The sequence below is a fragment of the Pseudoduganella sp. HUAS MS19 genome (genome assembly GCF_053615455.1).
The window spans coordinates 2,852,554-2,865,778 of sequence record NZ_CM132133.1 but is presented as its reverse complement, the minus strand read 5'-3'; the positions used below and the strand labels follow the sequence as shown (position 1 = coordinate 2,865,778).

The following is a 13,225-nucleotide window of genomic DNA, read 5'->3' as shown; positions in this document are numbered from 1 at the left end:
AACGTCCCCGCGCCCCACCTTCGCGCAACCTTTCATTCCGGCCAAGACCTCGCCACCTGTTCCAGACAAGGAATTGGCAGTGGCTACCCTATCGCTCAACTCGGTTTTCAATTTTGCGCGTGCCTATCCGCGCGATCCTTCGTTGCCCAAAGCGGCTGACTTCCCGGCCGCGCTGGAAGAGAGTTATCAGCTGGACATCGTCCCGGCAAAATACCGTGCTTTCAGCCAGGCTTGCATGCTTTGCATGCTGCTCTACCTGTGCTTCGGCATTCTCGATCTCTGGGCCCTGCCCAATTCCGTGGGCTTTGCGTGGGCCGTGCGCACCGTGGTCGTGCTGGCAACGCTGGCGTGCCTGCTGCGCGCATGGCGCAACCGCCAGTGGTTTACCGACAATTACAATGCCCTGACGATCGGCCTGTATGCCCTGTGGGGTGCGGGAATCGAGGCGATCATCGCAGCTTCCTCGCCAGGCGAGGCTTCCTGGACACATTACTACGCCGGCCTGACCCTGGTCACGACTGCACTGTACACCTGGACCTATGTCACACCGTTTGCAGCGTGCATCCTCGGCGGTACGCTCACGGTGGTGTACCTGGCGCTTGCCACCGGGCTGCAGGGCCTGCAAGAGCAGCACGAAAGCAGCGTGCTGGTCGCCATCGTCTTTTTCCTGGTCAGTACCAACCTGATCGGCATGCTGTCGATGCTGGCGCGCGAAAACTTCTCGCGCCAGGCTTTCCTGTTGAAACATATGCTGCGCAAGGACCTGGAGAGCGCCGGTTACGAACAGCGCCAGTCGCAGCATTTGTCCGAGCACGACCACCTGACCGGCTTGCCGAACCGGCTGCGCTTCGAGCGCAGGGCGCAGCAATTGCTGGCCGACGCCAGGGTGAGCGGCAACAGCGTCGGCTTGCTGTTCATCGACCTAGATGGGTTCAAGCCGATCAACGACGAGCATGGCCATGCCGCCGGCGATGCAGTATTAGCCGAGGTGGCGAAAAAGCTGGTGGGCCTGATCCGCCCGGAGGACATGGTGGCCCGGCTTGGCGGCGACGAATTCGTCATCGTCATTCCGCTGGCGGCGAACAACACGGACCGCCTGCACAGCCTGCGCCTGGCCGTCTCGATGCGTATCGGCCAGCGGCTTCGCTGGGAGGACAAACTGTTGCGCGTCAGCGCCAGCGTCGGCGCCGCCAGCTTTCCCGAGGACGGCGATACCGTGGCGCAGGTGATGGCTGAAGCGGATCGGGCCATGTACTTCGACAAGCAGCGCGCAAGACAGCGCGCTACCGTCTAAGCAGGCGCTTCAAATCCCCCATTGGACTTTCAGCGTCAAGCCCTTGCTGGAACCCGGCAGGGCGCCGTTGGCGTCAGTGGTGGCGCCGACTGAGACAATGCGGTCGTGGCGCGTGGTGCGCTTGTACAGCAGCGAGCGATGGCGGTAACGCTCGCTCCACGGTTCCAGCAACTGCGGCGGCAAGTCCTGGCGCTCCGACGCGGTGTTCTGGACGATCATGCGCAAGGCATCGCGCGGTGTGGCGTGCAGGGTGCCGACCCAGCGCCATCCGGCGTCGCTGAAATCCTGCAGGCTGCGGTGCTTGACCCAGGAACGATTCCAGCGATGGTCCGACTCCAGGCTCCAGCCGCCTGGCAGGGGGAAGCGCAGGTTGGCCTCCAGTTCCAGGTTGCCGCCCTTCCCTACCTGGTCCGCCTCCACGTCGAGCTGGCGGCCCAGCGTCAGCTCCCCTTTCAGCTTGACGAACCATGAAGATGGCGTGCTTTCGATGCCCATGTGCGCCGCCGGCGTCTTGTGCAGCCTTGCCCCGGCGCGCCCGCGCTGGCGGTCCAAGCCGAAGTCGGCCCAGTAGCGCGTCTGCCGGCCCGCGTAGAACCAGATGCCGGGCCGCACCCAGCGCTGCACGGTTTCGTGCGACAGCGTGCGGATCTCGTGCAGGCCGAGGTGCAGCTCCGTTTCGTACGCTTCAAACAACGCCAGGTTGCGCGCGCCCATGCGGCGATTCAGCTCGAGATCGCCCTTGATAATGCCCGCCTGGGGCACGAAGCCGTTATCGTTGGCGAAGTTGCTCCCGATGACCTCCAGCTGCGCGATATTCAGCCAGTCGTCGGAGCTGTAATTGAGCCTGCCGTAGCCATAGCCGCTGTTGCGCGCGCCGGTGGCAAGGGCGCGGCCGTCGCTGTCGAATTGCGAAGTCGTGCGCGAGGCCATGGCAGTCCACGCCAGCTGGATGTGGCCGTCGCCGTTGGACGGCGCGCGCCATTGGCCGTCGGTGCCAAGCACGGTGTTGCGCGCGCCCTTGCCGTAATCGCGGTCGGACAGGAAAACGCCGGCCACCGCTTCCTCGCCATGGCTGCGCGCCCGCAACAGCGTCACCTTGCTGTCGCCCTCGCTGGCGTGTTCCTGCGTTTCATACGGGCTGCCGCGCATCACGACGCCGCCGGCGCGGTCGTCGAGCGCCAGGGCCGTCGCATCCGCCGCGGCACCGCGCCAGGTGGCGCGCATGCCCCAGCGCGGATCGGCCACGGTGCGCGAATAGAACGCCGGCAGGCGCATGCCCAGCACGTCGGCGCTTTCGAGGAAGAAGGCGCGCTTCTCCGGCAGGCTGAGGGCGATGCGGTTGGTGCCATTGCTGGTCGGGGCATCGATTTCCACCTGCGAGAAGTCCGGGTTCAGCATGGCATTGAAGACCCAGTCCGCGCGCGGGCGGGCGCTGATGTCCAGGCCAAGGCTGGTCTGCTTGCTGCGCTGGCCGTAATCGCGGTTGAAGCGCTGCGTGAGCTCGGGGCGCAACTCCCAGAATGCCCGGTCCTGCACGCGCGGCAGCACTTGCGCCATGCCTTCGATCTCTTCCATCTCGGCGATGAAATGCAGGGACTGTTTCTTCAGCGGTGCGCTCAGCAGCAGCATATTGTCCGCATGCGGCACGCTGCGCTCGATCATCAGGCGCCACGGCTTGCCTTCGCCGTAAGGGAAGCGCAGGCTCGACAGCGGCCAGCGCACTTCCATCGTATACCCGTCGGGCAGCAGGTGGACTGCGCTCTCCACCGGATAGTCCGGGCCGAGGTCTTCCTCGTCTTCATCGGCGCGATAGATGCCGTCGCTCATGACGCCGGCCACGTTGACGCGCACGAATTGCGCCGCGCGACCATGCCCGCTCGGATCGATCCAGATGCCGATGAAGTCCTGGTCGCGGTCCACCTTGTCGCGCCGTGCCAGGGTACTGTTCAGCGTCTTCGGGTCACCGTTCCAGGCGCGGATGCCAAGCACCAGGGCATCCTGGTCCACCAGCACCCGTACCGTGGTGCGCAGGCGCTCCGGTGCGTCGCGCCCGTCTTCCGGCTGGTATTGATAGAAGCGCGTGTTGACGGGCGCAAGCTCCCAGGCCGCGTCATCAAGGCGGCCGTCGAGCTGCAGCGCAAGCGCTTGCGGCGCCACATGCGCGGCGACGCTGCGGCGTTTCGGTTCTTCGCTTTCGGCGGCAAACAATGGGATGGATACAGCAAACTGGGAAAAAACCAGGAAGCGTAAAAAATTTCGGGGATACATGATCTAGATTATAGATTTGCCAATTCGACGCTGGCAAGCGAACATACGGGTGATAGGATGAAGGCCACTTCGATGAGGGGATTCATGGGATTGACCTGTCAACAGCTTACTTGCCGCCGCGGCCGCAGCACCCTGTTCGCGGGCGTCAGCTTTGCGCTGCACGCCGGCGAAGCGCTTTGGGTGCAGGGCCGCAATGGCAGCGGCAAGACCACCCTCCTGCGCTCCTTGTGCGGGCTGGCCCTGCCCGACCGCGGGGCAGTCCATTGGCAAGGCCGGCCCATCCTCGCCGCGCGCGCCCATTACCATTCCCAACTGCTCCACATCGGCCATGCAGACGGCTTGAAGCCCGATTTGCTGGCCTGGGAAAACCTGGCGCTGGCCGGCCTTCCCGGCGAGCGATGCAGCCGCGAGGCCGCCCTGCAGGCACTGGATGAAATCGGGCTGAAGGCGGAAAGCCAGCGCCCTGCACGCCTGCTGTCGCAAGGCCAGCGCAAGCGCGTGGCCCTGGCCCGGCTGCTGCTGGCGCCGGCCCGGCCCTTGTGGATTCTCGACGAGCCGCTGGCCGCGCTCGACCAGGCTTCGGCAGCACAGGTCGGCCAGGTCATGCAGGCGCATTGCGCCCGCGGCGGCATGCTGGTCCTGACCACCCACCAGGACCCGGCCCTGCCGGGCGTACGCTCCTTGCAACTGGGCGCCACATGCTGAAAGCGGCCCGCCAGCTGATGCAGCGCGACCTGTTGCTGGCCATGCGGCGGCGCAGCGACGCGCTGATGCCGCTGGCCTTCTTCCTGGTCACGACCACCCTGTTTCCGCTGGCGATCGGTCCGGACACCAGATTGCTGCGCAGCGTCGCCCCGGGCATCGTCTGGGTTGCAGCCTTGCTTGCCTCGCTGCTTGGCCTGCAACGCCTGTTCGCCGACGACCATGCGGACGGCTCGCTGGAACAACTGCTGCTGTCGCCGCAGCCGCTGGAAATCCTGGTGCTGGCCAAGGTGTTTGCGCACTGGCTGACCGCCGGCCTGCCCCTGCTGGTGCTGGCGCCGCTGGTCGCAACCCAGTACGGCCTCGAAGCCGAAGCGATCGGCGTACTGTGGCTTGGATTGCTGCTTGGCACGCCCGTCCTGAGCCTGCTGGGCAGCATCGGCGCAGGACTGGCATTGGGCGCGCGCGGTGGCAGTGTGCTGGTTGCACTGATATTGATGCCCCTGTATATTCCCTTACTAATTCTTGGTAGCTCCGCCGTGGTAGCCGCCAGCGATGGTACCGGCAGTACGCCCCACCTGATGTTGCTGGGGGCCCTGCTGGCAGGTTCGCTGGCAGCCGCACCCTGGGCTACTGCCGCAGCGCTGCGGATCGCACACGAGTAGGACGGAGTTGAGCTTATGGATCAACCGTATTATTCCAACGCAAACGGCGCGCGGCGCCGCCTCACATTCTTCACTTTCGCTTCCCCGCGTAACTTCTATTACCTGGCCGGTCGCCTGGTCCCCTGGTTCACCGCGCTTGGCGTGCTGACCGGCCTGGCCGGGCTTGGTATCGGTTTGCTAGTTGCGCCGACCGATTTCCAGCAAGGCGATGCTTACCGCATCATCTTCGTCCATGTGCCGGCGGCCTGGATGTCGATGCTGGTGTACCTGGCGATGGCGGGATGGGCCGGTTTCGGCTTGGCCTATCGCACCGGCGTCTCCTCGATCATGGCCAGCGCGCTGGCGCCCACTGGCGCCCTGTTCACCTTCCTCGCGCTATGGACCGGCGCCCTTTGGGGCAAGCCGACCTGGGGCGCATGGTGGGTGTGGGATGCGCGACTGACTTCGGAACTGATCCTGCTGTTCCTCTATCTGGGCTACATGGGCTTGCACGCCTCCATCGCCGACCCGCGCCGCGCCGACCGCGCCGCTGCCATGCTGGCCCTGGTGGGAGCGGTGAACATCCCGATCATCTATTTCTCGGTTTATTGGTGGAACACCCTGCATCAGGGGCCGTCGGTTACCCTGGGCAACGCGCCGACCATGGCGCCGGCCATGCTGGCTGCGATGCTGTTGATGGTGGCGGCGTTCTGGTGTTACGGGATTGTGGTCGCGCTGCGGCGCGCGCGCTGCATCGTGCTGGAACGGCACGGCAGTGCCGCGTGGCTGCGCCGGAGGTCGAAATGAATTGGCATAGCTTTCAGGAGTTCCTGGCCATGGGCGGTTACGGCACCTATGTGTGGGGCTCGTTTGGTGTGGTGTGCGGTCTGATGATGCTGGAACTAAGGGCACTGGGACGGCGCGAGCGCGAAGCGCAGGCGGCCGTAGCCAGCCATGACGCCGAAGGTGCAGCATGAAGCCGCGCCACCAACGCCTTGCCATGATCGGCGCCAGCCTGGCCGCGTGCGGAATCGCAGCGACGCTGGTGCTGTCCGCCTTCCGCGATAACCTGGTGTTTTTCTTCACGCCCACGCAAGTGGTGGCGGGCGACGCGCCGCGCAGCGGCATCTTCCGCATCGGCGGCCTGGTGGAACAAGGCAGCGTGCGGCGCCTGGACGACGGCCTGACAGTCAGCTTCATCATCACCGACAATGTGCAGAAGGTGCCGGTGCATTACCAGGGCACCCTGCCCGACCTGTTCAGGGAAGGCAAGGGCGCCGTAGCGCAGGGCCGGCTTGGCCAGGGTGCCTTGTTCCTGGCCCAGGAGGTGCTGGCCAAGCACGATGAGAACTATATGCCGAAGGAAGCCGCGCATGCGCTGGAACAAGGCCGCGCGCCGGCTTCCCTGAAAGGCACGCCATGATTGCCGAGGCAGGCAATTTCGCGCTGGTCCTGGCCCTGCTGCTGGCAGCGGTGCAGGGTTTGCTGCCGCTGGCCGGAGCGCAGCGTGGCGACGGGCGCTGGATGGCGCTGGCGCGGCCCGCCGCCACAGGGCAATTCATTTTCAGCACCCTGGCTTTCGGCTGCCTGTTCTACGCCCTGTACGCCAACGACTTTTCGCTGCGCTACGTGGCCCAGCATTCCAATTCCCTGCTGCCATGGCAATATCGCCTGAGTGCAGCATGGGGCGGCCACGAAGGTTCGCTGCTGCTCTGGACCTGGCTGCTGTCCGCATGGACCTTTGCCGCCGCCAGCCTGTCGCAGCAACTGCCGCGCCAAGTGCAGGCGCGCCTGCTCGGCGTGCTTGGACTGGTGGCGGTCGGCTTCCTGCTTTTCCTGATCCTGACCTCCAATCCCTTCATGCGCATGCTGCCGGCCGCACCGGACGGCAACGACCTCAACCCCCTGCTGCAGGACGCGGGCATGATTGCGCACCCGCCGCTGCTATATATGGGTTACGTCGGCTTCTCCGTGACCTTTGCCTTCGCCATCGCGGCCCTGCTGGGCGGGCGGCTCGATGCTTCGTGGGCGAGCTGGTCGCGGCCGTGGGCGCTGGCGGCCTGGAGCTTCCTGACGCTGGGCATCGCCATGGGCAGCTTCTGGGCGTATTACGAATTGGGCTGGGGCGGCTGGTGGTTCTGGGATGCGGTCGAGAACGCGTCCTTCATGCCATGGCTGGTCGGCACCGCGCTGCTGCATTCACTGGCCGTCACGGAAAAGCGCGGCACTTTCCGAAGCTGGACGGCGCTGCTGGCGATTTTGGCTTTTTCCCTCTCGCTGCTGGGAACCTTCCTGGTGCGCTCCGGCGTGCTCACTTCGGTGCACGCCTTTGCCACCGATCCGCGCCGCGGGGCCTTTATCCTGGCTTACCTGGCGGTGGTGGTCGGTGGCTCGCTCATGCTCTACGCCTGGCGCGCGCCGCGCCTGCGCCAGCGCACCGAGTTCTCGCCAATGTCGCGCGAATCGCTGCTGCTTCTGCAGAACGTCGTCATGCTGGCCGCGACCGGCACTGTGCTGCTTGGCACCCTGTACCCGCTGGTGCTGGACGCTCTGGGCGCGGGCAAGATCTCCGTTGGCCCGCCCTATTTTGAGAAAGTCTTTGTCCCGATGATGATTCCGGTGCTGCTGCTGGTCGCAGCGGGCCCGTTCGCCGGCTGGCGCAACGGCACGCTGGCGCAGCTGGCGCGCCGCCTGCGCTGGCCTGCAGCGATCGCAGGCGGCGCCGGCATCGGCGCGGCGCTGCTGGTGCGCGGTTCGCTGATGTCTTCTCTCGGCCTGCTGCTCGCCGCGTGGATACTGCTTGGCACCGCATGGCAGCTGCTGCAGCAACGCGGCAAGCTGGCACGCCAGCCGCGTTCCTGGTGGGGCATGCTGGCAGCGCACGCCGGCCTGGGCGTATTCGTGATCGGCGTTACCATGGTCAAGGGCCACGAACTGGTGCAGGACGTGGTACTGGCGCCGGGCCAGCAAGCGTCGCTTGGGGAATACGGCTTCACATTGCAGAAGCTGGAAGACACGCGCGGGCCAAACTACACCGCCCTGCGCGCCACTGTCGCCATCAGGCGCGACGGCCAGACGGTGGCGCTCCTTCATCCGGAGCAACGCCGCTATACCGTGGCGCAGGACACCATGACGGAAGCGGCCATCGACCGCAGCCTTCTGCGCGACCTGTACGTATCGCTTGGCGATTCGGCCGGCGATGGCCGCTGGCTCTTGCGCATCCAGCTCAAGCCTTTCGTCGGCTGGATCTGGGGCGGCTGCGTGCTGTTCGCCCTTGGCGGCCTGTTGGCGGCGTCCGATCGCCGCTATCGCGCAGCGCGCCAGGCCGTGCCATGCGCCATTCCATCGGCCGGCGCCGGCCAGGCGGCCCAGGCGGCATTGCCCGCCCTGGCCGCCATCCCCCTGCTGCAGGAGCCTCAATGAAACGCTTTATTCTGCCTATTGGCCTGTTCGCAGTGCTGCTCGCCTTCCTTGCGGCCGGCCTGCAGCGCAATCCGCGCGAGCTGCCCTCGCCCTTGATCGGCAAGCCGGTGCCGCAATTCTCGGCGCAGTTGCTGGACAATCCGGCCGAGCGCGTGTCGCCGGCGAAGCTGCAAGGCCGCGTGTGGGTGCTGAACGTGTGGGCGTCCTGGTGCGAAGGCTGCCGCATCGAGCACAAGGACCTGATGGATTTGTCGCGCGCCGTCGATGCGCCGGTGATCGGCTTGAACTACAAGGACCAGCGCGACGACGCGCTGCGCTGGCTGAAGAACCACGGCAACCCATATCGCCAAGTCGCCTTCGACCATGACGGCCGCATCGGCATCGATTTCGGCGTGTATGGCGTACCGGAGACTTTTGTCATCGACCGCCACGGCATCGTCCGCATGAAGCATGTCGGACCGCTGTCCCTGCCGCAAGCGCGGGAGCGCGTAGCCCGCATGGTGAAGGAGCTGGCGCATGGTTGATGTCGCGACAGTGAGCACGCTGGAGGCGCGCACCATGGCGCTGGCGGAAGAGCTGCGCTGCCTGGTATGCCAGAACCAGAGCCTGGCCGATTCGCACGCGCCACTGGCGCTCGACCTGCGCCAGCAGATCCGCCAGCAACTGGCCCAGGGCCGCAGCGAACAGCAAGTGGTGGAGTTCATGGTCCAGCGCTACGGCGACTTTGTCCTGTACGAACCGCCGCTGAACGCCAGCACGGCCCTGCTTTGGTTCGGGCCACTGTTGCTGCTCGCATTCGGCGTGTTGGCGCTGCGCGGATTCTGGAAGGCCAGGAAATGAACATGTTTATCGCCATCGTCGGCTTGATGTCCGCCATCGCACTGGCCTGCGTGGTCCCGCCGCTGCTGCGCCGTACCGCCGGCGCCCTGGCTGGCCCGCAGCCGCAAACGCGCCTGGCCCTGGCACTGGCCGTGCTGATGCCGGCGGCGGCAGTCGCCATCTACATGCAGGTTGGCCGTCCCGACGCCCTGACCATGCCGCCCGAGCTGCTGGCGGCCGCCGCCACCCCTGCCGACCATGGGCCGTCCGAAGAAGATATCCCGGCCATGGTTGAACGCCTGGCGGCGCGCCTTCGCACGCAGCCGCAGGACATTGACGGCTGGCATATGCTGGCGCGCTCTTACAGCGCCATGAACCGCCACGCCGATGCCGCCCAAGCCTACGGCCACGTCGCCACGCTCCTGCCTCGGGACGCCGGCGTGCTGGCCGATTACGCCGATGCGCTGGCCACCGCACGAAACGGCGCCCTTGCCGGTGAGCCGGAGCGCCTGATAGAACGCTCGCTTGCCATCGACCCGCAGCAACCGAAGGCACTCGCGCTTTCCGGCAGTGCGGCCTTTGCCCGCGGCGACTTCGCCCGCGCGGAAAAGCAATGGCTGGCAGTCTTGCCGCTGGTGCCCGACGACTCCGAATTCGCGCGCTCGACGCAGTCCGGCATCGCGCAGGCGCGCGCCCGCCAGGGCATGCCGGCCAGCGGCGGCGCCACCGCAAGCCTCTCCGGCACGGTCCGGCTAGCGCCCGGCAGCGCCGCGCCACTTCCCGGCCAGACGCTGTTCATCTACGCCCGCGCCGCCAACGGATCGCCGATGCCGCTGGCCGCGATCAAACGAAAGGCCGGGGACTTGCCGCTGCAGTTTGTGCTGGACGACAGCAGCGCACTGGCATCCGGCACGCGCCTGGCCGACGCCGGCCAGTTGATCGTAGGCGCCCGTATTTCCGCCAGCGGCAGTGCCACGCCGCAAGCGGGAGAGCTTGAAGGACAGGCCGGCCCGGTCGCCGCAGGCGCCAGCGGATTGGTGATTGAACTGGCCGTGCGCCGTCCCGCGGCAGAAAGTTCTGTATTAGATAAAGCGCTTGATCTGCGCTAATTTTATGAAGCACCTTACTCCGTAAAATGGTGAACAAATGGAAAACAAAGAACCCGTCGCCACCAAGGCGCAAGAACTGAAGGTCTTCCTGTTCATGACGGTGGTCCTGGCCCCGATCCTCGCGGTAGCAACGGTGGGCGGCTATGGATTCATCGTATGGATGTACCAGATGCTCACCGGCCGCCTGCCAGGTGCATGACCATGGCCGCCGAAATCCACATCGCCGGCATCATCGTCCACGCTTCTCCCGCACAGCTTGCGGAAGTGCGTGCGCAGCTGGCCATCCTGCCGCGCTGCATCGTGCACGCCGCTGAAGCGGACGGTCGACTGATCGTCACGCTGGAAGCGGAAAGCGCGCCCCGCACACTCGACGCGATGGACGCCATCCGGGCCCTGCCCGGCGTCCTCAACGTCGCCCTGGTTTACCAGCATGCCGAACCCGCCAACTCAATGGACGAGGAATTACAATGAAACAGACTCGCCGTGATTTCATCACACAGACTGCCGCGATGACGGCAGCCGCCACCGCCGGCATCCAGTTGCCTGCCGTCGCCTCCAATGTCGTCACCGACGCCGCCAAAACCCAGCTCAAATGGAGCAAGGCGCCCTGCCGCTTCTGCGGCGTGGGATGCGGGGTCAACGTCGGCGTCAAGGACGGTCGCGTCGTGGCGACGCATGGCGACATCAACGCCGAAGTCAACCGCGGCGTCAACTGCGTCAAGGGCTACTTCCTGTCGAAGATCATGTACGGGGCCGACCGCCTGACCCAGCCCCTGATGCGCATGAAGAACGGCAAATACGCCAAGGACGGCGAGTTCCAGCCTGTTTCGTGGGATACCGCCTTCGATGAAATGGCCAGGCAATTCAAGAAAGTGCTGAACGAGAAAGGCCCGACCGCGGTTGGCATGTTCGGCTCCGGCCAATGGACCATCTGGGAAGGCTACGCCGCCTCCAAGCTGATGAAGGCAGGCTTTCGCACCAACAACCTCGACCCGAATGCACGCCACTGCATGGCATCCGCCGTGGCGGGCTTCATGCGCACCTTCGGCATGGACGAGCCGATGGGCTGCTACGACGACATCGAGGCGGCCGATGCCTTCGTGCTTTGGGGATCCAACATGGCGGAGATGCACCCGATCCTGTGGACCCGCATTACCGACCGCCGCCTGTCGAACCCGCACGTGAAGGTAGCCGTGCTGTCGACCTACGAACACCGCAGCTTCGAACTGGCCGACCAACCCATCGTTTTCACGCCGCAGACCGACCTGGCGATCCTGAACTACATCGCCAACTACATCATCAAGAACAACCGCGTGAACAAGGACTTCATCAACCGGCACACGCGCTTCGTGATGGGCAACAAGGACATCGGCTATGGCCTGCGCCCCGACAATGCGCTGCAAAAGGCGGCCACCAATGCCGGCGATGCCGGCGGCAGCAAGCCAAGCACGTTCGAAGAATTCGCCAGGTTCGTCAGCGCCTACGATGTGGAATCCGTATCGAAGCTGAGCGGCGTTGCGCGCGACCGCCTGGAGCGCCTGGCCGAACTGTACGCCGATCCGAAAACCAAGGTGATGTCCTTCTTCACCATGGGCTTCAACCAGCATACGCGCGGCACCTGGTGCAGCAACCTGCTGTACAACATCCACCTGCTGACGGGAAAAATCTCTTCGCCGGGCAACAGCCCATTCTCGCTGACCGGACAGCCCTCCGCTTGCGGCACGGCGCGCGAGGTAGGCACGTTCTCGCACCGACTCCCCGCCGATATGCTGGTGGCCAATCCCAAGCACCGCGAAATCGCCGAGAAAATCTGGAAGCTGCCGCCCGGGACCATTCCCGACAAGCCCGGCTTCCACGCGGTGCTGCAAAGCCGCATGCTCAAGGACGGCAAGCTGAACGCCTACTGGGTCATGTGCAACAACAATATGCAGGCCGGCCCGAACATCATGGGCGAGATCCTGCCGGGCTTTCGCAACCCGAATGCCTTCGTCGTGGTGTCCGACCCCTACCCGACCGCCAGCACCACCGCTGCCGACGTGATCCTGCCAACGGCCATGTGGGTGGAAAAGGAAGGCGCCTATGGCAACGCCGAGCGCCGCACCCAGTTCTGGCACCAGCTGGTCAGCGCGCCGGGCGAGGCGCGCTCAGACCTGTGGCAACTCATGGAATTCTCGAAGCGCTTCAAAATGGAAGAAGTGTGGCCGGCGCCGCTGCTGGCGGCCATGCCTGCCTACAAGGGCAAGACGCTGTTCGATGTCCTGTTCCGCAACGGCCAGGTCGACAAATTCCCCGTTTCGCAGATCGAAGCGGGCTACCAGAACGATGAGGCCAAGGCTTTCGGCTTCTATCCGCAAAAAGGCCTGTTCGAGGAATACGCGAGCTTTGGCCGCGGCCACGGCCACGACCTGGCACCGTTCGACACCTATCACCAGGCGCGCGGCCTGCGCTGGCCGGTCGTTGACGGCAAGGAAACCCGCTGGCGTTATCGCGAAGGCCTGGACCCTTATGTCAAGAAGGGCGAAGGTGTGCGCTTCTACGGCCATCCGGACGGCAAGGCCGTGATCTTTGCGCTGCCTTATGAGAAGCCGGCCGAATCGCCGGACCAGGAATATCCGTTCTGGCTGTCCACCGGCCGCGTGCTGGAGCACTGGCACACCGGCACCATGACACGCCGCGTTCCTGAACTGTACCGCGCCGTGCCGAATGCCGTCTGCTTCATGCACCCGGAGGACGCCAAAGCCCTTGGCGCGCGGCGCGGCGACCTGGTCGAGGTCAAGTCGCGGCGCGGCGCGATCCATACGCGCGTTGAAACACGCGGCCGCAACCGGCCGCCGCGCGGACTGGTATTCATCCCGTTCTTCGACGCCAGCCAGCTTGTCAACAAGGTGACGCTGGATGCTACCTGCCCAATCTCTTTGCAGACTGACTACAAAAAGTGCGCAGTCAGCATCCGCAAGGTTTAGGAG

At 65.3% G+C, this 13,225-nt stretch carries 14 protein-coding genes; 13 read left to right on the top strand and 1 reads right to left on the bottom strand.

What is annotated here, in order from left to right:
* Positions 1-79 precede the first annotated feature (79 nt).
* Positions 80-1,294 (top strand): diguanylate cyclase domain-containing protein, encoded by a 1,215-nt coding sequence (locus tag ACWBU6_RS13120; protein WP_452649215.1) that lies wholly within the window; start codon positions 80-82, stop codon positions 1,292-1,294.
* A gap of 9 nt (positions 1,295-1,303) precedes the next feature.
* Here ACWBU6_RS13120 and ACWBU6_RS13115 read toward each other — a convergent pair whose 3' ends face one another.
* The gene (locus ACWBU6_RS13115; RefSeq protein ID WP_452649214.1) at positions 1,304-3,502 is read right to left on the bottom strand and encodes a carbohydrate binding family 9 domain-containing protein; all 2,199 of its coding nucleotides are present in this window, start codon (positions 3,500-3,502) and stop codon (positions 1,304-1,306) included.
* Positions 3,503-3,646: 144 nt separating this feature from the next.
* On the opposite strand from ACWBU6_RS13115, the gene ccmA reads away from it, so the two are divergent.
* From ccmA to napA, 12 genes are read left to right on the top strand one after another with little or no spacing between them, the layout of a single operon-like run.
* Entirely contained in the window at positions 3,647-4,267 is a 621-nt protein-coding gene (gene ccmA, locus ACWBU6_RS13110) for a cytochrome c biogenesis heme-transporting ATPase CcmA (RefSeq protein WP_452649213.1), read from the top strand.
* Positions 4,261-4,929: a heme exporter protein CcmB gene (ccmB, locus tag ACWBU6_RS13105; protein WP_452649212.1), complete on the top strand. Its 669-nt coding sequence runs from the start codon at positions 4,261-4,263 to the stop codon at positions 4,927-4,929. Before ccmA ends, ccmB begins: the two co-directional genes overlap by 7 nt.
* A 15-nt stretch (positions 4,930-4,944) precedes the next feature.
* Positions 4,945-5,715: a heme ABC transporter permease gene (locus ACWBU6_RS13100; protein WP_452649211.1), complete on the top strand. Its 771-nt coding sequence runs from the start codon at positions 4,945-4,947 to the stop codon at positions 5,713-5,715.
* A complete protein-coding gene (gene ccmD, locus ACWBU6_RS13095; protein ID WP_452649210.1) occupies positions 5,712-5,885 on the top strand; it encodes a heme exporter protein CcmD in 174 nt (57 codons plus the stop codon). The genes ACWBU6_RS13100 and ccmD overlap by 4 nt, the downstream gene beginning before the upstream one ends.
* Positions 5,882-6,331, top strand: coding sequence for a cytochrome c maturation protein CcmE (ccmE, locus tag ACWBU6_RS13090; RefSeq protein ID WP_452649209.1), 450 nt, complete (start codon positions 5,882-5,884; stop codon positions 6,329-6,331). Before ccmD ends, ccmE begins: the two co-directional genes overlap by 4 nt.
* Complete coding sequence (locus ACWBU6_RS13085; protein ID WP_452649208.1) at positions 6,328-8,331, top strand: heme lyase CcmF/NrfE family subunit; 2,004 nt, start codon at positions 6,328-6,330, stop codon at positions 8,329-8,331. Before ccmE ends, ACWBU6_RS13085 begins: the two co-directional genes overlap by 4 nt.
* On the top strand, positions 8,328-8,855 hold the full coding sequence (locus ACWBU6_RS13080; protein ID WP_452649207.1) for a DsbE family thiol:disulfide interchange protein: 528 nt from the start codon (positions 8,328-8,330) through the stop codon (positions 8,853-8,855). The genes ACWBU6_RS13085 and ACWBU6_RS13080 overlap by 4 nt, the downstream gene beginning before the upstream one ends.
* The gene (locus ACWBU6_RS13075; protein WP_452649206.1) at positions 8,848-9,171 is read left to right on the top strand and encodes a cytochrome c-type biogenesis protein; all 324 of its coding nucleotides are present in this window, start codon (positions 8,848-8,850) and stop codon (positions 9,169-9,171) included. The genes ACWBU6_RS13080 and ACWBU6_RS13075 overlap by 8 nt, the downstream gene beginning before the upstream one ends.
* On the top strand, positions 9,168-10,259 hold the full coding sequence (locus ACWBU6_RS13070; protein ID WP_452649205.1) for a tetratricopeptide repeat protein: 1,092 nt from the start codon (positions 9,168-9,170) through the stop codon (positions 10,257-10,259). Before ACWBU6_RS13075 ends, ACWBU6_RS13070 begins: the two co-directional genes overlap by 4 nt.
* Before the next feature lie 37 nt (positions 10,260-10,296).
* Positions 10,297-10,458, top strand: a complete 162-nt coding sequence (napE, locus tag ACWBU6_RS13065; RefSeq protein ID WP_452649204.1) for a periplasmic nitrate reductase, NapE protein — start codon at positions 10,297-10,299, stop codon at positions 10,456-10,458.
* Positions 10,459-10,460: 2 nt separating this feature from the next.
* Positions 10,461-10,730 carry a chaperone NapD gene (locus ACWBU6_RS13060; protein ID WP_452649203.1) on the top strand — a complete coding sequence of 90 codons (270 nt, stop codon included), beginning with the start codon at positions 10,461-10,463 and terminating at the stop codon, positions 10,728-10,730.
* Positions 10,727-13,222 carry a periplasmic nitrate reductase subunit alpha gene (napA, locus tag ACWBU6_RS13055; RefSeq protein WP_452649202.1) on the top strand — a complete coding sequence of 832 codons (2,496 nt, stop codon included), beginning with the start codon at positions 10,727-10,729 and terminating at the stop codon, positions 13,220-13,222. Before ACWBU6_RS13060 ends, napA begins: the two co-directional genes overlap by 4 nt.
* The last annotated feature ends 3 nt before the right edge of the window (positions 13,223-13,225 follow it).

Excerpts from the sequence above, each read along its gene's own strand:
- ccmA (WP_452649213.1), top strand. The coding sequence starts at position 3,647 with ATGGGATTGACCTGTCAACAGCTTACTTGCCGCCGCGGCCGCAGCACC.
- ccmB (WP_452649212.1), top strand. The coding sequence starts at position 4,261 with ATGCTGAAAGCGGCCCGCCAGCTGATGCAGCGCGACCTGTTGCTGGCC.
- ACWBU6_RS13100 (WP_452649211.1), top strand. The coding sequence starts at position 4,945 with ATGGATCAACCGTATTATTCCAACGCAAACGGCGCGCGGCGCCGCCTC.
- ccmD (WP_452649210.1), top strand. The coding sequence starts at position 5,712 with ATGAATTGGCATAGCTTTCAGGAGTTCCTGGCCATGGGCGGTTACGGC.
- ccmE (WP_452649209.1), top strand. The coding sequence starts at position 5,882 with ATGAAGCCGCGCCACCAACGCCTTGCCATGATCGGCGCCAGCCTGGCC.
- ACWBU6_RS13085 (WP_452649208.1), top strand. The coding sequence starts at position 6,328 with ATGATTGCCGAGGCAGGCAATTTCGCGCTGGTCCTGGCCCTGCTGCTG.
- ACWBU6_RS13080 (WP_452649207.1), top strand. The coding sequence starts at position 8,328 with ATGAAACGCTTTATTCTGCCTATTGGCCTGTTCGCAGTGCTGCTCGCC.
- ACWBU6_RS13075 (WP_452649206.1), top strand. The coding sequence starts at position 8,848 with ATGGTTGATGTCGCGACAGTGAGCACGCTGGAGGCGCGCACCATGGCG.
- ACWBU6_RS13070 (WP_452649205.1), top strand. The coding sequence starts at position 9,168 with ATGAACATGTTTATCGCCATCGTCGGCTTGATGTCCGCCATCGCACTG.
- napE (WP_452649204.1), top strand. The coding sequence starts at position 10,297 with ATGGAAAACAAAGAACCCGTCGCCACCAAGGCGCAAGAACTGAAGGTC.
- ACWBU6_RS13060 (WP_452649203.1), top strand. The coding sequence starts at position 10,461 with ATGGCCGCCGAAATCCACATCGCCGGCATCATCGTCCACGCTTCTCCC.
- napA (WP_452649202.1), top strand. The coding sequence starts at position 10,727 with ATGAAACAGACTCGCCGTGATTTCATCACACAGACTGCCGCGATGACG.